Source organism: Mycobacterium sp. SP-6446, from assembly GCF_001954045.1.
In the GTDB taxonomy this organism is placed as follows: domain Bacteria; phylum Actinomycetota; class Actinomycetes; order Mycobacteriales; family Mycobacteriaceae; genus Mycobacterium.
This window is the reverse complement of record NZ_MBEM01000240.1, coordinates 26,100-41,970: the sequence shown is the minus strand read 5'-3', so window position 1 is coordinate 41,970 and position 15,871 is coordinate 26,100. Positions and strand designations below refer to the sequence as shown.

Annotated in this window: 17 protein-coding genes and 2 pseudogenes; 16 read left to right on the top strand and 3 right to left on the bottom strand. The window is 69.3% G+C overall.

Annotated features, from left to right (window positions below):
- The 4 genes and pseudogenes from A5736_RS26485 to A5736_RS21935 form a co-directional block, all read left to right on the top strand.
- A pseudogene (locus A5736_RS26485) lies at positions 1-321 on the top strand (hypothetical protein); the annotation flags it as partial.
- Between the two features lie 47 nt (positions 322-368).
- On the top strand, positions 369-1,457 hold the full coding sequence (locus tag A5736_RS21945) for a PPE family protein (RefSeq protein ID WP_076248536.1): 1,089 nt from the start codon (positions 369-371) through the stop codon (positions 1,455-1,457).
- 77 nt (positions 1,458-1,534) lie between these two features.
- Complete coding sequence (locus A5736_RS21940) at positions 1,535-1,831, top strand: WXG100 family type VII secretion target (RefSeq protein ID WP_076128462.1); 297 nt, start codon at positions 1,535-1,537, stop codon at positions 1,829-1,831.
- A 31-nt stretch (positions 1,832-1,862) separates the two neighbouring features.
- Positions 1,863-2,147 carry a WXG100 family type VII secretion target gene (locus A5736_RS21935; RefSeq protein WP_076064078.1) on the top strand — a complete coding sequence of 95 codons (285 nt, stop codon included), beginning with the start codon at positions 1,863-1,865 and terminating at the stop codon, positions 2,145-2,147.
- On the opposite strand, the gene A5736_RS21930 is transcribed toward A5736_RS21935, so the two are convergent.
- From A5736_RS21930 to A5736_RS21920, 3 genes are read right to left on the bottom strand one after another with little or no spacing between them, the layout of a single operon-like run.
- Positions 2,144-3,160 (bottom strand): zinc-binding dehydrogenase, encoded by a 1,017-nt coding sequence (locus tag A5736_RS21930; protein ID WP_076248534.1) that lies wholly within the window; start codon positions 3,158-3,160, stop codon positions 2,144-2,146. The genes A5736_RS21935 and A5736_RS21930 overlap by 4 nt on opposite strands.
- Positions 3,160-4,353 carry an LLM class flavin-dependent oxidoreductase gene (locus A5736_RS21925; RefSeq protein ID WP_076248532.1) on the bottom strand — a complete coding sequence of 398 codons (1,194 nt, stop codon included), beginning with the start codon at positions 4,351-4,353 and terminating at the stop codon, positions 3,160-3,162. Before A5736_RS21925 ends, A5736_RS21930 begins: the two co-directional genes overlap by 1 nt.
- Positions 4,350-5,318: an alpha/beta fold hydrolase gene (locus A5736_RS21920; protein ID WP_139333495.1), complete on the bottom strand. Its 969-nt coding sequence runs from the start codon at positions 5,316-5,318 to the stop codon at positions 4,350-4,352. Before A5736_RS21920 ends, A5736_RS21925 begins: the two co-directional genes overlap by 4 nt.
- Before the next feature lie 91 nt (positions 5,319-5,409).
- Here A5736_RS21920 and A5736_RS21915 point away from each other — a divergent pair, with 91 nt between their 5' ends.
- From A5736_RS21915 to A5736_RS21860, 12 genes and pseudogenes are all read left to right on the top strand, one after another.
- Complete coding sequence (locus A5736_RS21915) at positions 5,410-5,826, top strand: VOC family protein (RefSeq protein WP_076248528.1); 417 nt, start codon at positions 5,410-5,412, stop codon at positions 5,824-5,826.
- 176 nt (positions 5,827-6,002) lie between these two features.
- The gene (gene ftsH, locus A5736_RS21910) at positions 6,003-8,342 is read left to right on the top strand and encodes an ATP-dependent zinc metalloprotease FtsH (protein WP_076128472.1); all 2,340 of its coding nucleotides are present in this window, start codon (positions 6,003-6,005) and stop codon (positions 8,340-8,342) included.
- A gap of 15 nt (positions 8,343-8,357) precedes the next feature.
- Positions 8,358-8,978: a GTP cyclohydrolase I FolE gene (gene folE / locus A5736_RS21905; RefSeq protein ID WP_076128475.1), complete on the top strand. Its 621-nt coding sequence runs from the start codon at positions 8,358-8,360 to the stop codon at positions 8,976-8,978.
- A pseudogene (gene folP / locus A5736_RS21900) lies at positions 8,975-9,815 on the top strand (dihydropteroate synthase); the annotation flags it as partial. The gene folE and the pseudogene folP, both read left to right, overlap by 4 nt.
- A 24-nt stretch (positions 9,816-9,839) precedes the next feature.
- Entirely contained in the window at positions 9,840-10,190 is a 351-nt protein-coding gene (folB, locus tag A5736_RS21895) for a dihydroneopterin aldolase (protein ID WP_369805179.1), read from the top strand.
- The gene (gene folK, locus A5736_RS21890) at positions 10,187-10,723 is read left to right on the top strand and encodes a 2-amino-4-hydroxy-6-hydroxymethyldihydropteridine diphosphokinase (RefSeq protein WP_076128479.1); all 537 of its coding nucleotides are present in this window, start codon (positions 10,187-10,189) and stop codon (positions 10,721-10,723) included. The genes folB and folK overlap by 4 nt, the downstream gene beginning before the upstream one ends.
- Positions 10,723-11,199 (top strand): DUF3180 domain-containing protein, encoded by a 477-nt coding sequence (locus tag A5736_RS21885; protein ID WP_076128482.1) that lies wholly within the window; start codon positions 10,723-10,725, stop codon positions 11,197-11,199. Before folK ends, A5736_RS21885 begins: the two co-directional genes overlap by 1 nt.
- Before the next feature lie 84 nt (positions 11,200-11,283).
- A complete protein-coding gene (locus tag A5736_RS21880; protein ID WP_076248526.1) occupies positions 11,284-12,654 on the top strand; it encodes a DUF6779 domain-containing protein in 1,371 nt (456 codons plus the stop codon).
- A 113-nt stretch (positions 12,655-12,767) separates the two neighbouring features.
- Positions 12,768-13,676, top strand: a complete 909-nt coding sequence (locus A5736_RS21875) for a Rossmann-like and DUF2520 domain-containing protein (RefSeq protein ID WP_076248524.1) — start codon at positions 12,768-12,770, stop codon at positions 13,674-13,676.
- Complete coding sequence (gene panC / locus A5736_RS21870; protein WP_076248522.1) at positions 13,673-14,602, top strand: pantoate--beta-alanine ligase; 930 nt, start codon at positions 13,673-13,675, stop codon at positions 14,600-14,602. The genes A5736_RS21875 and panC overlap by 4 nt, the downstream gene beginning before the upstream one ends.
- Positions 14,602-15,021: an aspartate 1-decarboxylase gene (gene panD / locus A5736_RS21865; RefSeq protein ID WP_076064099.1), complete on the top strand. Its 420-nt coding sequence runs from the start codon at positions 14,602-14,604 to the stop codon at positions 15,019-15,021. The genes panC and panD overlap by 1 nt, the downstream gene beginning before the upstream one ends.
- Before the next feature lie 2 nt (positions 15,022-15,023).
- Complete coding sequence (locus tag A5736_RS21860; RefSeq protein ID WP_076128490.1) at positions 15,024-15,848, top strand: type III pantothenate kinase; 825 nt, start codon at positions 15,024-15,026, stop codon at positions 15,846-15,848.
- Positions 15,849-15,871: the final 23 nt, after the last annotated feature.

The following is a 15,871-nucleotide window of genomic DNA, read 5'->3' as shown; positions in this document are numbered from 1 at the left end:
ACGGGCGCGTCCGCGACGCCCGCCGACGCTCAACCGGCCGCACCGGCCACGGGCGCGTCCGCGACGCCCGCCGACGCTCAACCGGCCGCACCGGCCACGGGCGCGTCCGCGACGCCCGCCGACGCCCAACCGGCCGCGGCGGGCGCCGAGCACACGGAAGCGCTGCCCGCATACAAGGACCCCGCCGCTCCCGTGTACAAGGACCCCGCGGTGCCCGAGTACAAGGATCCGCTGCCCGTGTACAAGCACCCGTTGCCTGCGTACGAGGAGCCCGCGGCGCCCGTCTACAAGGCGCCGTCTTACAAGGTGCCGGCCAAGTAGCGCGGCTGTCATACGAGAACAAACGAATCGAAGAAAGGTATATACCAATGGATTTCGGTGCGTTACCTCCGGAAATTAACTCCGGGCTGATGTATGCGGGCCCGGGATCGGCGCCTATGCTGGCGGCCGCCGCGGCCTGGGAGGGTCTGGCCGCCGAGCTGCGCATGGCGGCGACGGGCTATGGGTCGGTGGTCCTCGAACTGGCCGACGCGGCGTGGCAGGGTCCCTCTGCCGCATCGATGGCCGCCGCCGCCGCGCCCTACCTGGCGTGGATGCAGAGCACCGCGGCGCAGGCCGAGCAGGCCGGGACGCAAGCGGCCGCGGCCGCGGCCGCGCACGAGGCGGCTTTTGCGGCCACCGTGCCCCCGCCGATGATCGCCGCCAACCGGGCCCTGCTGATGACCCTGATCGCGACCAATTTCATGGGCATCAACGCCGCCGCGATCGCGGCGACCGAGGCGCAGTACGCCGAGATGTGGGCCCAGGACGCGGCCGCGATGTACGCCTATGCAGGTGCCTCGACCGCGGCGTCCATGCTCACACCGATGGCGCCGGCCCCGGCCACCACCAGTCCGGCCGGGGCGGCCGCCGGCGCCGTCCAGGGAATGACCACCCAAGCGGCCAACGGCGCGTTGACATCCGCATCGACACTGGCCGGCCCCGTCGAATCCGGCGTCGGAAGTTTCGGCGACGTGCTCAGCGGCGTCCTCGGGCAGGGCGGGGGCACCGGCACCTCGGGGCTGAGCGGGATGGAACAGCCCGCCGCCCTGGGTCTGGGCATGGCGGCGCGGGAACCATTGGTCGGCCCTCGACCGGTGATGCCCGAACGGTTGTCTCCCGCGCTGGCTCCCACCCGCGTTCCGGAGATGCCGGCACGGTTGATGCCGTTGGCCGCGCTGGGCCAGGCCACTTCGGTCGGCGGCCTGTCGGTCCCGCCGGGATGGAACCCAGCGGGACAGGCGGTCTCGGCCGCGGCCACACCGGATGTCGCGCCGGCTGCCAGCGCACCCGCGGGTGCGCCGATGATGGCCCGGGGCATCCCCGCGAGCACCGTCGGGGGCATGGAGATTCGCGGATCCGGCGCCGTCGAGGCGCCGCGCGTAGTCGTCCTACCGCGCACGAGCCTCGTCGGTTAACGGAAAGGGGGACAAGAGCTTTCATCTTATCACTGACCACTCACCACACACGACAACTCATTTCAAGGAGATCATCAATGACCACACGATTCATGACCGATCCGCAGCTGATGCGGGACATGGCGGGCCGCTTCGAGGTGCACGCGCAAACCGTGGAGGACGAGGCCCGCAAGATGTGGGCGTCGTCGCAAAACATCTCCGGCGCGGGCTGGAGCGGGACCGCCGAGGCCACCTCGCTGGACACGATGGGCCAGATGAATCAAGCGTTCCGAAACATCGTGAACATGCTGCACGGAGTCAGCGACGGACTGGTTCGCGATGCCGGCAACTACGAGCAGCAAGAGCAGGCCTCCCAGCAGATCCTGGGCAGCTAACCAACCGAACGAACAACAGGAGGCTTTTAAGATGACGATCAACTATCAATTCGGCGACGTCGACGCCCACGGTGCCCTCATCCGGGCGCAGGCCGCATCGCTGGAAGCCGAGCACCAGGCCATCGTTCGCGATGTGCTTGCCGCCGGCGACTTTTGGGGCGGCGCCGGCTCGATGGCCTGCCAGCAGTTCATCACCGACTTGGGCCGCAACTTCCAGGTGATCTACGAGCAGGCCAACGCCCACGGGCAAAAGGTCCAGTCCGCGGGCAGCAACATGGCCAACACCGACAGCGCGGTGGGATCCAGCTGGGCCTAGGGAGTCACGAGAATCTTGCAGTGCCGCTCGGGGTCGGCGAGGTCATCGAAGGCCGCGCCGACCCCGTCCAGGCCTACCTCGCCGGTGATCAGCGGGGTGACGTCGATGTCGCCCTCGGCGAGCGCGCGCAGCGAATCGGCGAATTCATCCGGGCTGTAGGCGAGGACGAACTGCACGTTGATCTCTTTGGCGATCGCGAAGAAGGGATGCACGGTGTCGGGCTGCATACACACCCCGGCGACGACCAACCGGGTGCCTGGACGCGCCCGCAACAGCACGTCGTCGATGATTCCGGGCACCCCGACCGCCTCGAACACCACCGCGGGTTTGACGCTGTCGAAGGGCGAGCCCTGGGCCGGGTCCAGCGTCCGATGCGCGCCCATCGCGGTGGCCAGCTCCCGGCGTTTCGGTGAAAAGTCCGATGCCGCAATGGTTTCCACGCCACGGGCGCGAAGTGACGCGATGATCGCGATGCCGATCGGACCGCAACCGAGCACCAGGGCGGTCTCCCCTGGCGCGATGTTCGACTTGTTGACCGCGTGCAGGCCCACCGCCATGGGTTCGGTCAGCGCGGCGTGCTTGAAATCGAGGCCGTTGGGAATCGGCATCAGCAGCGGCGCCGATAGCAGCATCCGTTCGGCGTAGCCGCCGACCGTCGTGTTGCTGTACACGATGGGCTCGACGCCCTTGCTGGACAGCAACACGGGAAGCGAGGTGACCAGCGTTCCCGGGGGATGCGTTTCGGTGTCCGGTCCGGCTTCGAGTACCTCGGCGCTGAACTCGTGACCCATGAAGATATCGCGACTCAGGTCGAGGCTCATCCCGCCCGCGGCGTCGCCGCCCATCCGGTCGGTCAGCGCCATCACCTCGGACCCGTGCGCCGCGAAATGTAGGTCAGAACCGCAGATTCCGCACGATTGGACCGCGACCAGTACCTGGCCGGATTCGGGAATCGGGTCGGGGACGTCGTCGCGGTAGACCATCCGGCCGTCCCGCAATACCGAGGCGCGCATCAGCTCTTCTCGCTTTCCAACTTGTGCTCGTCGACATGCTCGGTGATGGCCTTCACCACGGCCTCACCGGCGCGGCCAATCAACTGGTCGCGGTGTCCCTTCGCCCAGTCGTGAGACGACCGCGAGGCCTGTAGCTGTCCCTTGAAATGGGGAATCACCTTGCGGGCCATCAGGTCATAACAGTGGTACGTCGCTTCGGGTGATGCCCAGTCATGGCCGAGCATGAGCAGCGTCCCGAAGCCGCCCGAGCGTTCGAGCAGATCTTCGATGTGCGCGATCGCGTCGTCGGGCGTGCCGATGCAGCAATTGCCTTTGGCCGCATAGTCTTCGACAAATTCGTGTGGTGTCTGCGCGCCGTCGACGGTGTTGGCCAGCGGAACGAACCCGGCGGCGCCGAAGTAGTTGGCGAAGTCCTGCAGCCCGTAGGTGCAGTCGTCGATCGCCTGGTCGCGGCTGTCCGCGATGTGCATGATGCTCAGCACTCGCCAATCGGCTCGATCAGGCTCGTCGCGGCCGACTTTGTCGGCCTGTTCGCGCACCACCTCCCAGGTGTTTTCCAGGGCGGCGTAGCCGCCGGGCACCGACATCGACAGTGACAGCAGCGACGTGCCCAGGGCGCCCGCCAGCCGCGGCCCGGACGGCGAAATCATTGCGGCCGTGGCGATTTCCGGATACGGCCAGGTGTAGGGGCGGATATGCAGCTGGGCGTCGCGCAGCGTGAACCAGTCGGAGTGGCGGTCGATTCGCTCGTCGGGCGCGGCGCGAAACAGGGCGAGGATCGCCTCGAGTGATTCCTGCATCATCCGGCGCTGCTCGATCGGGTCGATCCCCATCATGTAGGCGTCCGACGGCAGCGCGCCCGGACCGGTACCGAACATGACCCGGCCGCGAGTCAGGTGGTCCAGCAGCACCCAGCGATCAGCCACCATGAGCGGATGGTGGTACGGCAGCGAGACCACACCGGTGCCCAGCCGGATGTGCTTGGTCCGCTCCGCGGCGGCCGCGATGAACACCTCCGGACACGCGATCAGCTCGTAACCGCCGGAGTGGTGCTCGCCGAACCACGCTTCGTCGAAGCCCAGGCGGTCGAGCGCGACGACACGCTCCATGTCGTATTCCAATGCCACCGTTGGGGATTGGCCGATCGGATGAAACGGTGTGATAAAGACGCCGAAGCGCAGGGGGGCGGTCATCGCAGCTCCAATCCGTTGAGGAAGTCCAGCAGTGCCGCATTGACCTCGTCGGGTCGCTCTTGTTGCAGCCAGTGTCCCGCACCGTCGAGCATCACCTGACGGTACGGCCCGGAAACCACCTGCGAAGCGCGGTCGGCGCGGGTGAAGGACAGCACGGGATCGGCCGACCCGCCGATGAACAAACACGGAACCGAGATTTTCGCGCCGTCGAGTTCGGGAGTGGTCTCCCAGTTGCGGTCGAAATTGCGATACCAGTTCAGCCCGCCGGTGAATCCCGTGCGGGAGAACTCTTCGATGTAGCGGTCGAGCTCGTCCTGGCTTATCCAGTCCGGCAGCCCGTCGGGCTCGGGAAGGCGATCGATGAAGCCTGCCGGGCCGGGGGTAGCCATCCGCACCAGGGCGTCCTGGCCACCGGATGTCCGCAGGCCGCCCATCATCCGTCGAATCACCCTGGCGGGGTCTGCGTTGAGTTCGGCGTCGGCGACGCCCGGTTCCTGGAAATACAGGATGTAGAAGAAGTTTTCGCCGAATAGCTTGCGCCACGCCTTGGTCGGCGCCACGTGCGAGCGCGGCAGCGGCGGGACGCTCAACCCCACTACCGCCGAGACCCGGTCGGGGTGCAGCAGCGGCGCATGCCACGCCACCGGGGCGCCCCAGTCGTGACCGACCCAGACGGCGCGCCCGGCGCCGACGTCATCGAGCAGCCCGACGATGTCGGCGGTCAACTCGTGAATGTTGTAGGCCTCGATCGCATCCGGGGCCGACGACCCGCCGTACCCGCGCTGATCGGGCGCCAGCACGTGGTAGCCCGCCTCGGCGAGGGCCGGAATCTGGTGCCGCCATGAGTACGCCAGTTCGGGAAAGCCATGCGCCAGGACCACCGTCGGCGCGCCGCGGTCCCCGGCTTCGACGACCCGCAACTGCACACCATTGGTGTCTACTAACCGTTCGGTTGATAAGGGCATCGTTTCACCAAATCACAACGCCGGTGGGCTGAGAAGGCCTGACATCGTGGTAGATATCGCGGCAAGACATCTGAACGAAAGGTGACTTGGCGTGAAGCGGCTGGACCATGTCGTCTTGTGGACGAAGGATGCGCGCGCATCGATGGACTTCTACACGCGGGTGGTCGGGCTCGCGCCCGTACGGTTCGCCGAGTTCGAGGCCGGTGAAGCCCCGTTCCCCAGTGTGCGGGTCAGCGAGGACTCGATCATCGACCTCTCGCCGATCGGCAGCGCCGGCGCGACCGAATCCCTCACGAAGGTCGAGGGCAGCGCGGGCCATCCGGTCAATCACGTCTGCCTGGCGATGTCGAAGTCTGAATACGACGCGCTGGACCGTCGTTTGCAGGCCGAGGGCGTGGACACCAGTGCGCGGCTGAAGCGCACCTATGGGGCCCGAGGTTGGGCGCCGCAGGGCTACTACTTCCGCGATCCCGACGGCAATGTCATCGAGGCCCGCTATTACGAGTAGGCGCTCCGCCGAACGTGCGGCCAGCCGCACACTGGGCGACGAGCGTGCGGCCAGCCGCACGCCGGGCCGCCCATCGGCTGCCCATCGGGAACAGCCAGTCGTTGGTATAGCGGTAGCCTGGACTTTTCCAGCTGCGTGTGGATAGGGAAGGACTTGGCCGCAACGGCCGATGATTGATGAACCGGAAAAACGTGATTCGCACCGTGACGGCGATCGCCGTCGTGGTGCTGCTCGGCTGGTCGTTCTTCTATTTCAGCGACGACACCCGCGGCTACAAGCCCGTCGACACCTCGGTGGCGATGGCACAGATCAACGGCGACAACGTCAAGAGCGCGCAGATCGACGACCGTGAGCAGCAATTGCGGTTGACCCTGAAGAAGGGCACCAACGACACCGAGAATTCGGACAAGGTCATCACCAAGTACCCCAGCGGGTACGCCGTCGACCTGTTCAACGCCCTCAACGCCAAGAACGCGAAGATCAGCACCGTCGTCAACGAAGGCAGCATCCTGGGCGAGCTGCTCGTCTACGTGCTGCCGCTGCTGTTGCTGGTGGGCCTGTTCGTGATGTTCTCGCGCATGCAGGGCGGCGCCCGGATGGGCTTCGGCTTCGGCAAATCGCGCGCCAAGCAGCTCTCCAAGGACATGCCCAAGACCACCTTCGCCGACGTCGCCGGCGTCGACGAGGCGGTCGAGGAGCTCTACGAGATCAAGGACTTCCTGCAGAACCCCAGCAGGTATCAGGCGCTGGGCGCCAAGATCCCCAAGGGCGTGTTGCTGTACGGCCCGCCGGGGACCGGAAAGACGCTGCTGGCCCGCGCCGTCGCCGGTGAGGCCGGGGTGCCGTTCTTCACCATCTCCGGCTCGGACTTCGTCGAGATGTTCGTCGGCGTCGGCGCGTCGCGGGTGCGCGACCTCTTCGAGCAGGCCAAGCAGAACAGCCCGTGCATCATCTTCGTCGACGAGATCGACGCGGTGGGCCGCCAGCGCGGCGCCGGTCTCGGCGGTGGCCACGACGAGCGCGAGCAGACGCTGAACCAGTTGCTGGTCGAGATGGACGGTTTCGGCGACCGCGCCGGCGTCATCCTGATCGCGGCCACCAACCGGCCCGACATCCTCGACCCGGCCTTACTGCGGCCCGGCCGCTTCGACCGGCAGATCCCGGTGACCAACCCCGACCTGGCCGGCCGCCGCGCCGTCCTGCGGGTGCATTCCAAGGGCAAGCCGATCGCCCCTGACGCGGACCTGGACGGCCTCGCCAAGCGCACCGTCGGCATGACCGGCGCCGACCTGGCCAACGTGATCAACGAGGCGGCGCTGCTGACCGCCCGCGAGAACGGCACCGTCATCACCGGCCCCGCCCTGGAGGAGGCGGTGGACCGGGTCATCGGCGGGCCACGCCGCAAGGGCCGGATCATCAGCGAGCAGGAGAAGAAGATCACCGCCTACCACGAGGGTGGGCACACGCTGGCGGCCTGGGCGATGCCCGACATCGACCCCGTCTACAAGGTGACCATCCTGGCCCGCGGGCGCACCGGCGGGCACGCGGTGGCGGTGCCGGAGGAAGACAAGGGCCTGCGGACCCGCTCGGAGATGATCGCGCAGTTGGTGTTCGCGATGGGCGGGCGCGCCGCCGAGGAGTTGGTGTTCCGCGAGCCGACGACCGGCGCGGTGTCGGACATCGAGCAGGCCACCAAGGTCGCCCGCGCGATGGTCACCGAATTCGGCATGAGTTCGAAGCTCGGTGCGGTCAAGTACGGCACCGAACACGGCGACCCATTCCTGGGCCGCACCATGGGCACACAGGCCGACTACTCACACGAGGTCGCCCGCGACATCGACGACGAGGTGCGCAAGCTGATCGAGGCCGCACACACCGAAGCGTGGGAGATTCTCACCGAATACCGCGACATCCTGGACACCTTGGCCGGTGAGCTGCTGGAAAAGGAAACCCTGCACCGCGCCGAGCTGGAGGGGATCTTCGCCGGCGTCGAAAAGCGGCCCCGGCTCACCATGTTCGACGATTTCGGCGGCCGGATCCCGTCGGACAAGCCGCCGATCAAGACGCCGGGCGAACTGGCCATCGAGCGCGGCGAGCCCTGGCCCCCGCCGGTCGCCGAGCCGGCCTTCAAGGCGGCCATCGCGGCCGCCAGCCAGGCCGCCGAGGCCGCGCGCGCCGAGGCAGACCGAAATACCCACGGCCCCAACGGTTCTCACGGTCAAGGCGAACGCCAGGGCGCGGCCCACGGTCCCACGCGGCCCGACTACGGCGCGCCGGCCGGCTGGCACGCGCCGGGCTGGCCGCCGCAGCAACCGCAGGGCCATTGGTATCCGCCCGCGCCGCCCCAGCAGCCCTATTGGCCGCAGCCGGCACCGAGCTACCCGGGCCAGGGACACCAGTCTTATCCGCCCTACCCGCCCTATCCGCCGCCTGGTCAACCCACCCCGGATACACAGAAATCCCCCGACCAGCCGGATGAGGATGTGAGCCGGTCCAACCCGCCGGCGCACGGCTGACGAACGGAGGAGTCGATGGCGTTGCCGGATCTGGGGCCGGGTTCCCGTCACGCGGCGGGCCGCGTGCGGAAGTTCGACCAGTCACGTGCCGAGGCCGCCATCCGCGAGTTGCTGTTCGCGATCGGCGAGGACCCCGGGCGGGATGGCTTGCGGGAGACCCCGGCCCGCGTCGCCCGGGCCTACCGGGAGATGTTCGCCGGCCTATACACCGACCCCGACAGTGTGCTCAACACGATGTTCGACGAAGAGCACGACGAGCTGGTGATCGTCAAAGAAATCCCGATGTACTCCACCTGCGAGCACCACCTGGTGTCGTTCCACGGTGTGGCGCACGTCGGCTACATCCCCGGCAAGGACGGCCGGGTGACCGGCCTGTCGAAGATCGCGCGCATGGTCGACCTATACGCCAAGCGGCCGCAGGTGCAGGAGCGCCTCACCAGCCAGATCGCCGACGCTTTGGTCCGGCAACTCGACCCCTCCGGGGTCATCGTCGTCGTCGAGGCCGAGCACCTGTGCATGGCGATGCGCGGTGTCCGCAAGCCTGGCGCCGTCACCACGACGTCGGCGGTGCGCGGCCTGTTCAAAACCAACGCCGCTTCTCGAGCGGAAGCGCTCGACCTCATCCTGCGTAAGTGAGTCCGGCGCCTGTGCAGGTCATGGGAGTTCTGAACGTCACTGACGATTCATTCTCGGACGGCGGGCGCTACCTCGATGCGGACAGCGCCGTCGCGCACGGACTCGCAATGGTCGCCGAAGGCGCGGGAATCATCGACATCGGCGGGGAGTCGACCAGGCCCGGCGCCGCCCGCATCGACTCTCGGATCGAGGCCTCGCGCGTCGTTCCCGTCGTCAAAGAGCTTGCGGCACAGGGCATTACCGTGAGCATCGACACCATGCACGCCGACGTCGCGCGGGCGGCGCTGCAGAGCGGCGCGCGGATCGTCAACGACGTGTCCGGCGGGCGGGCCGACCCTGCGATGGCGCCGCTCGTGGCCGAGGCCGGCGTGACCTGGGTGCTGATGCACTGGCGCTCGGTGTCCTCCGAGCGGCCGCACGAGGCCCCGCCCTACGACGACGTGGTGGCCGAGGTGCGCTCCGAATTGCTCGCCAGCGTTGACGCCGCCGTCGCCGCGGGCGTGGATCCGGCAAAGCTAGTGATCGACCCCGGGCTGGGATTTGCCAAGACGGGACAACACAATTGGGCGCTGCTGCACGCCCTGCCGCAGTTGGTCGCCACGGGCGTGCCGGTGCTCCTGGGTGCCTCGCGCAAGCGCTTCCTCGGCACGCTGCTGGCCGGTCCCGACGGGTCGCCGCGACCGCCCGACGGGCGCGAGACGGCGACCGCCGTGATTTCCGCACTGGCCGCCCTGCACGGGGCGTGGGGTGTGCGGGTGCACGACGTGCGTGCGTCCGTCGACGCGCTCAAAGTCGTCGGGGCGTGGACGCATGGCTGATCGAATAGAGTTGCGCGGCTTGGCGGTTCGCGGGCGGCACGGAGTGTTGGAACACGAGCGCGCCAACGGCCAGGAGTTCGTCGTCGACATCACGGTATGGATCGACCTAGCCGACGCCGCGACCAGCGACGAGCTGGCCGACACCTACGACTACGCCGCGCTGGCCAAGCTCGCGGCCGACGTCGTCGCCGGGCCGCCGCGCAACCTCATCGAAACCGTCGGGGGCGAGATCGCCGGGAAGGTGATGGAGGACGAACGCGTGCACGCCGTCGAGGTGGTGGTGCACAAGCCGCAGGCGCCGATCCCGCAGCGGTTCGACGACGTCGCGGTGGTGGTCCGGCGGTCGCGGCGCGGCGGCCGCGGCTCGGTGGTCCCGGCGGGCGGGGCGCTATGACGCGGGTCGTGCTGTCCATCGGCTCCAATCTCGGTGACCGGCTGGCGCGGTTGCGGTCGGTCGTCGACGGGCTCGGCGATGCGGTGCTCGCGGTCTCCCCGGTGTACGAGACCGACCCCTGGGGCGGCGTGGAACAGGCGCCCTTCCTCAACGCGGTGGTGATAGCCGACGACCCCGGGTGCGACGGGCAGGGGTGGCTGCGGCGTGCTCAGGACTTCGAGCGCGCGGCGGGCCGGGTTCGCGGTGAACGCTGGGGACCGCGCACCCTCGACGTCGACCTGATCGCCTGCTACGACGACACCGAGGTGATCGCCCGGGAGCCCAACCTGACGCTGCCGCATCCCCTGGCGCACCTGCGCGCTTTCGTGATGGTCCCGTGGCTGGCCATCGACCCGGATGCCCAGCTGACCGTCGCCGGGGGCGTTCGGCCGGTCGCCCGCCTGCTGGCCGAGCTGGAGCCGGCCGACCGCGAGGGTGTCCGGTTGTCCGGGCTGACGCTGACGTCCTCCGCCAACCGGGAGTCGCGGCGCTGATGGGCCCGACCAGGAAACGTGACCTGACGGCCGCGGTGGTGGGAGCTGCGGTGGTGGGTTATCTCCTGGTCATCCAGCTCTACCGGTGGTTCCCGCCCATCACGATCTGGACCGGGCTGTCGCTGCTCGCGGTCGCCATCGGCGAGGCGCTGTGGGCGCGCCACGTGCGGGCCAAAATCAACGAGGGCGAAATCGGCGACGGGCCGGGATGGCTGCATCCGCTTGCCGTCGCGCGCAGCGTGATGGTCGCCAAGGCGTCGGCCTGGGTCGGCGCGCTCGTCCTGGGTTGGTGGGTCGGCGTGCTGGTGTACTTCCTGCCGCGGCGGTCATGGCTGCGGGTCGCCGCCGAGGACACCACCGGCACGGTGGTCGCGGCGGTCAGCGCGCTGGCGCTCGTGGTTGCCGCGCTGTGGCTGCAGCATTGCTGTAAATCCCCGCAGGATCCGACCGAGCACGGCGAGGGCGCGGAAAGCTAAAGCCGCGCCGGGGTCGGCGTAGGGCCAGCGGCACGCCGGACCGGTGCGACACGCGGATTGACCTCGCACAGGTACTCTCAGGCCATGACCGTTCTGTCCCGCGGCGCCCGGGTCCGGCGCGGCGGTCGCAGGCCGGGGTGGGTGCTCTTGACCGCGTTGCTGGTCCTCGCAATGGGGGCCAGTTCCGCACTGGTTTTCACCAATCGGGTGGAACTCCTCAAGCTCGCTGTAATCCTGGCGCTGTGGGCCGCAGTCGCCGGCGCGTTCGTGTCGGTGCTCTACCGCCGGCAAAGCGATGCTGATCAATCCCGCGTGCGTGACCTCAAGCTCGTCTACGACCTGCAGCTGGACCGGGAGATCTCGGCCCGCCGCGAATACGAGCTGACCGTGGAGTCCCAGCTGCGCCGCGAGCTGGCGTCCGAGCTGCGCGCCCAGGCCGCCGACGACGTCGCCGCGCTGCGTGCGGAGCTGGCCGCGTTGCGGACCAGCCTGGAGATCCTGTTCGACACCGACCTTCAGGATCGCCCGGCGCTGGAGACGCTCGAGACGGAGGCGCCGCGCGCACGCACCTACAGCGACTGGGAGCGAAACGGTGAGAGCGCCGATTGGGTGTCCAGCGATCGCGTGACGTCGGCCCGCCAGGACAACCCGCTCGGGCGCACCGACCGGCGCGCCGACGAAGAGGCGATCATCGACGTGCCCGAGGAGCCGCTGCTGCCGCCCCGCCAGGCGCCGCCCGCGCGGGAGGCCTCCCGGAGCCACTACGACGTCCCGCCCGAGGCTCCCTACCTGGTCTCGCAGGAGCCCCCGTACATGGCCCCGCCTCCGGAGCCCGAGCAGCGATTCGAGCAGTTTCACCGGCCGCCGCCACAACCGGCCCCACCGCCGCCGTACGCGCCGCCGCCACCGCCGCCCCAACCGGAACCGCAGCCCCAGCCGCAGGATTGGCAGCCGGTCGCCGCGGACGGGCTCTGGCTGCCGCCGGGCGCACGGGGCAGCCACTGGGCCGGTGACGATTCCCCGGCCCCGGCCGACGCGGGGCGCCGCCGCGCCCGGCACTCCCACCCGGACGAGCCCGTGGACGGCGCGCGCGTCGAACACGAACCTTCCTGGCCGTACGGGGAGGCCGGTCGCCGGGCCTCCCGGCATTCGGCGGAGTACCGCGACTTCGGGATCTTTGCGGCGACGAACGAGCCGCCGGCCGCTCCGCCGCCACCCCCTCCCGCCGCCGCTACGCCGCCTATGCCGCCGCCGGCTGGGCCGCCGCCACCACAAATGGCACCGCCACCACCGGCCGCGAACGCCCCTCGGCACGGGGGAGCCGACCCATCGGCCGAAGCGCGGCAGGGCGCGGGCGAGGCCCCGCCGTCGGGTGGCCACTCCGTCGCCGACCTGCTGGCGAGGCTGCAGGTGGAGCCGTCCGGCGGGGGCCGTCGGCGTCGCCGGGAAGGCTGAGCTGAGGGCATCGTCACATTGGGGACGGCCCACCCAATCGACTACAGTCTTAGTGACCGTCCGGTACCCAGATGGGACTGGAACGAACGAATAAATCAGTGAGGTCGTCTGCGATGGTGCAGTTCGACGGTTTGCGCCCGGCCAGGCTCAAGGTGGGCATCATCTCGGCCGGCCGGGTGGGCACCGCGCTGGGCGTCGCGCTGGAGCGCGCTGACCACGTCGTCGTCGCGTGCAGCGCCATTTCCCACGCATCGCGGCAGCGGGCGCAGCGCCGGCTGCCCGATACCCCCGTGCTCTCGCCGCCCGACGTGGCGGCCGGTGCCGAGCTGCTGCTGTTGGCGGTTCCCGACAGCGAACTCGCCGGCCTGGTGTCCGGCCTGGCCGCGACGTCGGCGCTGCGGCCCGGCACGATCGTGGCGCACACGTCCGGCGCCAACGGCGTCGGCATCCTCGCGCCGCTGGCGCCCGACTGCATACCGCTGGCCATCCACCCGGCGATGACCTTCACCGGATCCGACGAGGACATCAGCAGGCTGCCCGACACCTGCTTCGGGATCACCGCGGCCGACGACGTCGGGTACGCGATCGGCCAATCCCTGGTCCTGGAGATGGGCGGCGAGCCGTTCTGCGTCCGCGAGGACGACCGCGTCCTGTACCACGCCGCGCTGGCCCATGCCGGAAACCACATCGTGGCGGTGCTCGCCGACGCGATCGACGCGCTGCGGGCCGCGCTGCGCGGCAGCGAACTGCTCGGGCAGCAAACCGTCGACGACCAGCCGGGCGGCATCGCCGAACGCATCGTCGGGCCGCTGGCGCGGGCCACGCTGGAGAACACCCTGCAACGCGGCCAGGCCGCGCTCACCGGGCCGGTCGCGCGCGGTGATGCCGCCGCCGTCGCCCAGCATCTGGCCGCGCTGGAGCGGGTGGACCCCGCGCTGGCCAACGCCTACCGGGTGAATGCTCTGCGGACCGCCCAGCGCGCCCACGCCCCCGCCGACGTCGTCGAGGTGCTGGCGCGATGAACCCCACGGCGCCGACCGCGTTCACGGCGGGCGAGCTCAACCTGTATTCGACGCCGCGCGACGTCACGGAGGTCAGCCGCGCGCTACGCCACACCGGTCGGCGGGTGATGTTGGTGCCCACCATGGGCGCGCTGCACGACGGGCACCTGGCCCTGGTGCGCGCAGCCAGGCGGGTGCCCGGCTCGGTGGTGGTCGTTTCGATCTTCGTCAATCCGCTGCAGTTCGGCGCCGGCGAAGATCTCGACGCGTATCCCCGGACGCTGGACGAGGACCTGGCGATGTTGCGCGGCGAAGGCGTCGAGATCGTGTTCGCGCCGACCGCCGCGGCGATGTATCCCGACGGCCTGCGCACCAGCGTGCAGCCGGGTCCACTGGCCGCCGAACTCGAGGGCGGCTCGCGGCCAACGCATTTCGCCGGCGTGCTGACCGTCGTGTGCAAGCTGCTGCAGATCGTGCGTCCCGACCGGGTGTTCTTCGGCGAGAAGGATTACCAGCAGCTGGTCCTGATCCGGCAGATGGTGGCCGACTTGAACCTCGACGTCGCGGTGGTCGGGGTACCGACGGTGCGGGAAGGCGACGGGCTGGCTATGTCGTCGCGCAACCGCTACCTCGATCCGGTGCAGCGCGAACTGGCCGGCACGCTGTCGGCGGCATTGGCGGCCGCCGCGCACGCCGCGCCGGTCGGCGCCCGGGCCGCGCTGGACGCCGCGCGCTCGGTGCTCGACGCCGTGCCCGCCATCGAGGTCGACTACCTGGAGCTGCGTGACGCCGAGCTGGGCCCGCCGCAGGTCGGCAGGCCCGGGCGCCTGCTGATCGCCGCCCGGCTGGGCGGCACCAGACTGCTGGACAACATTGCGATCGAAGTTGGAAATCTCGCCGGCACCGACGGGCCGGACGAACTCGCCCAATCACATTGGAGGAACTGATGTTTCGGACGATGCTGAAATCGAAGATCCACCGCGCCACGGTCACGCAGGCCGACCTGCACTACGTCGGCTCGGTGACCATCGACGCCGACTTGATGGATGCCGCGGACCTGCTCGAGGGCGAACAGGTGACCATCGTCGACATCGACAACGGCGCGCGGTTGGTCACCTACGCCATCACCGGCGAGCGGGGCTCCGGGGTGATCGGAATCAACGGCGCCGCAGCCCATCTGGTTCACCCCGGCGATCTGGTGATTCTGATCGCCTACGGCACCATGACGGACGCCGAGGCGCGCGCCTACCGGCCGCGGATCGTCTTCGTCGACGCCGACAACAAGCCGATCGACCTCGGCCACGATCCGGCCTTCGTGCCCGACGACGCGGCCGAGCTACTCGATCCGCGGATGGGTGCACGGTAGCCGTGCTGCTGGCGATCGACGTCCGCAATACCCACACCGTTGTCGGGCTGCTGTCGGGCTCCAAGGAGCACGCAAAAGTCGTGCAGCAATGGCGTATTCGCACCGAATCCGAGGTCACCGCGGACGAATTGGCGCTGACCATCGACGGGCTGATCGGTGAAGATTCGGAGCGGCTCACCGGCGCCGTCGCCCTGTCCACCGTCCCGTCGGTGCTGCACGAGGTGCGGATCATGCTCGACCAGTACTGGCCGTCGGTGCCGCACGTGCTGATCGAGCCGGGGGTACGCACCGGGATCCCGCTGCTGGTCGACAATCCCAAAGAAGTCGGCGCCGACCGAATCGTCAACTGCCTGGCGGCCTTTCACAAGTTCGGCCGGGCCGCGATCGTCGTCGACTTCGGCTCGTCGATCTGCGTGGACGTGGTGTCGGCCAAGGGCGAGTTCCTCGGCGGGGCCATCGCCCCCGGGGTTCAGGTCTCGTCGGATGCTGCCGCGGCCCGCTCGGCCGCACTGCGCCGGGTCGAGCTGACCGAGCCCCGGTCGGTGGTCGGCAAGAACACCGTGGAATGCATGCAGGCCGGTGCCGTGTTCGGCTTCGCCGGATTGGTCGACGGCCTGGTCACGCGGATCCGCGCGGACGTCGACGGCTTTTCCGAGGACCTCGGCGACGACGTCGTCGTGGTGGCGACCGGGCACACCGCGCCGCTGCTGCTGCCCCAGCTGCACACCGTCAACCACTACGACGCGCACCTGACCCTGCACGGCCTGCGACTGGTCTTCGAGCGCAACCGCGACGCCCAGCGCGGCCGCCTGAAGACCGCACGCTGACTTTTCTCTCGCGCTGAGTGTGG

Coding starts and splice junctions, on each gene's coding strand:
- A5736_RS21945 (WP_076248536.1), top strand. CDS start 369: ATGGATTTCGGTGCGTTACCTCCGGAAATTAACTCCGGGCTGATGTAT.
- A5736_RS21940 (WP_076128462.1), top strand. CDS start 1,535: ATGACCACACGATTCATGACCGATCCGCAGCTGATGCGGGACATGGCG.
- A5736_RS21935 (WP_076064078.1), top strand. CDS start 1,863: ATGACGATCAACTATCAATTCGGCGACGTCGACGCCCACGGTGCCCTC.
- A5736_RS21930 (WP_076248534.1), bottom strand. CDS start 3,160: ATGCGCGCCTCGGTATTGCGGGACGGCCGGATGGTCTACCGCGACGAC.
- A5736_RS21925 (WP_076248532.1), bottom strand. CDS start 4,353: ATGACCGCCCCCCTGCGCTTCGGCGTCTTTATCACACCGTTTCATCCG.
- A5736_RS21920 (WP_139333495.1), bottom strand. CDS start 5,318: ATGCCCTTATCAACCGAACGGTTAGTAGACACCAATGGTGTGCAGTTG.
- ftsH (WP_076128472.1), top strand. CDS start 6,003: ATGAACCGGAAAAACGTGATTCGCACCGTGACGGCGATCGCCGTCGTG.
- folE (WP_076128475.1), top strand. CDS start 8,358: ATGGCGTTGCCGGATCTGGGGCCGGGTTCCCGTCACGCGGCGGGCCGC.
- folK (WP_076128479.1), top strand. CDS start 10,187: ATGACGCGGGTCGTGCTGTCCATCGGCTCCAATCTCGGTGACCGGCTG.
- A5736_RS21885 (WP_076128482.1), top strand. CDS start 10,723: ATGGGCCCGACCAGGAAACGTGACCTGACGGCCGCGGTGGTGGGAGCT.
- A5736_RS21880 (WP_076248526.1), top strand. CDS start 11,284: ATGACCGTTCTGTCCCGCGGCGCCCGGGTCCGGCGCGGCGGTCGCAGG.
- A5736_RS21875 (WP_076248524.1), top strand. CDS start 12,768: ATGGTGCAGTTCGACGGTTTGCGCCCGGCCAGGCTCAAGGTGGGCATC.
- panC (WP_076248522.1), top strand. CDS start 13,673: ATGAACCCCACGGCGCCGACCGCGTTCACGGCGGGCGAGCTCAACCTG.
- panD (WP_076064099.1), top strand. CDS start 14,602: ATGTTTCGGACGATGCTGAAATCGAAGATCCACCGCGCCACGGTCACG.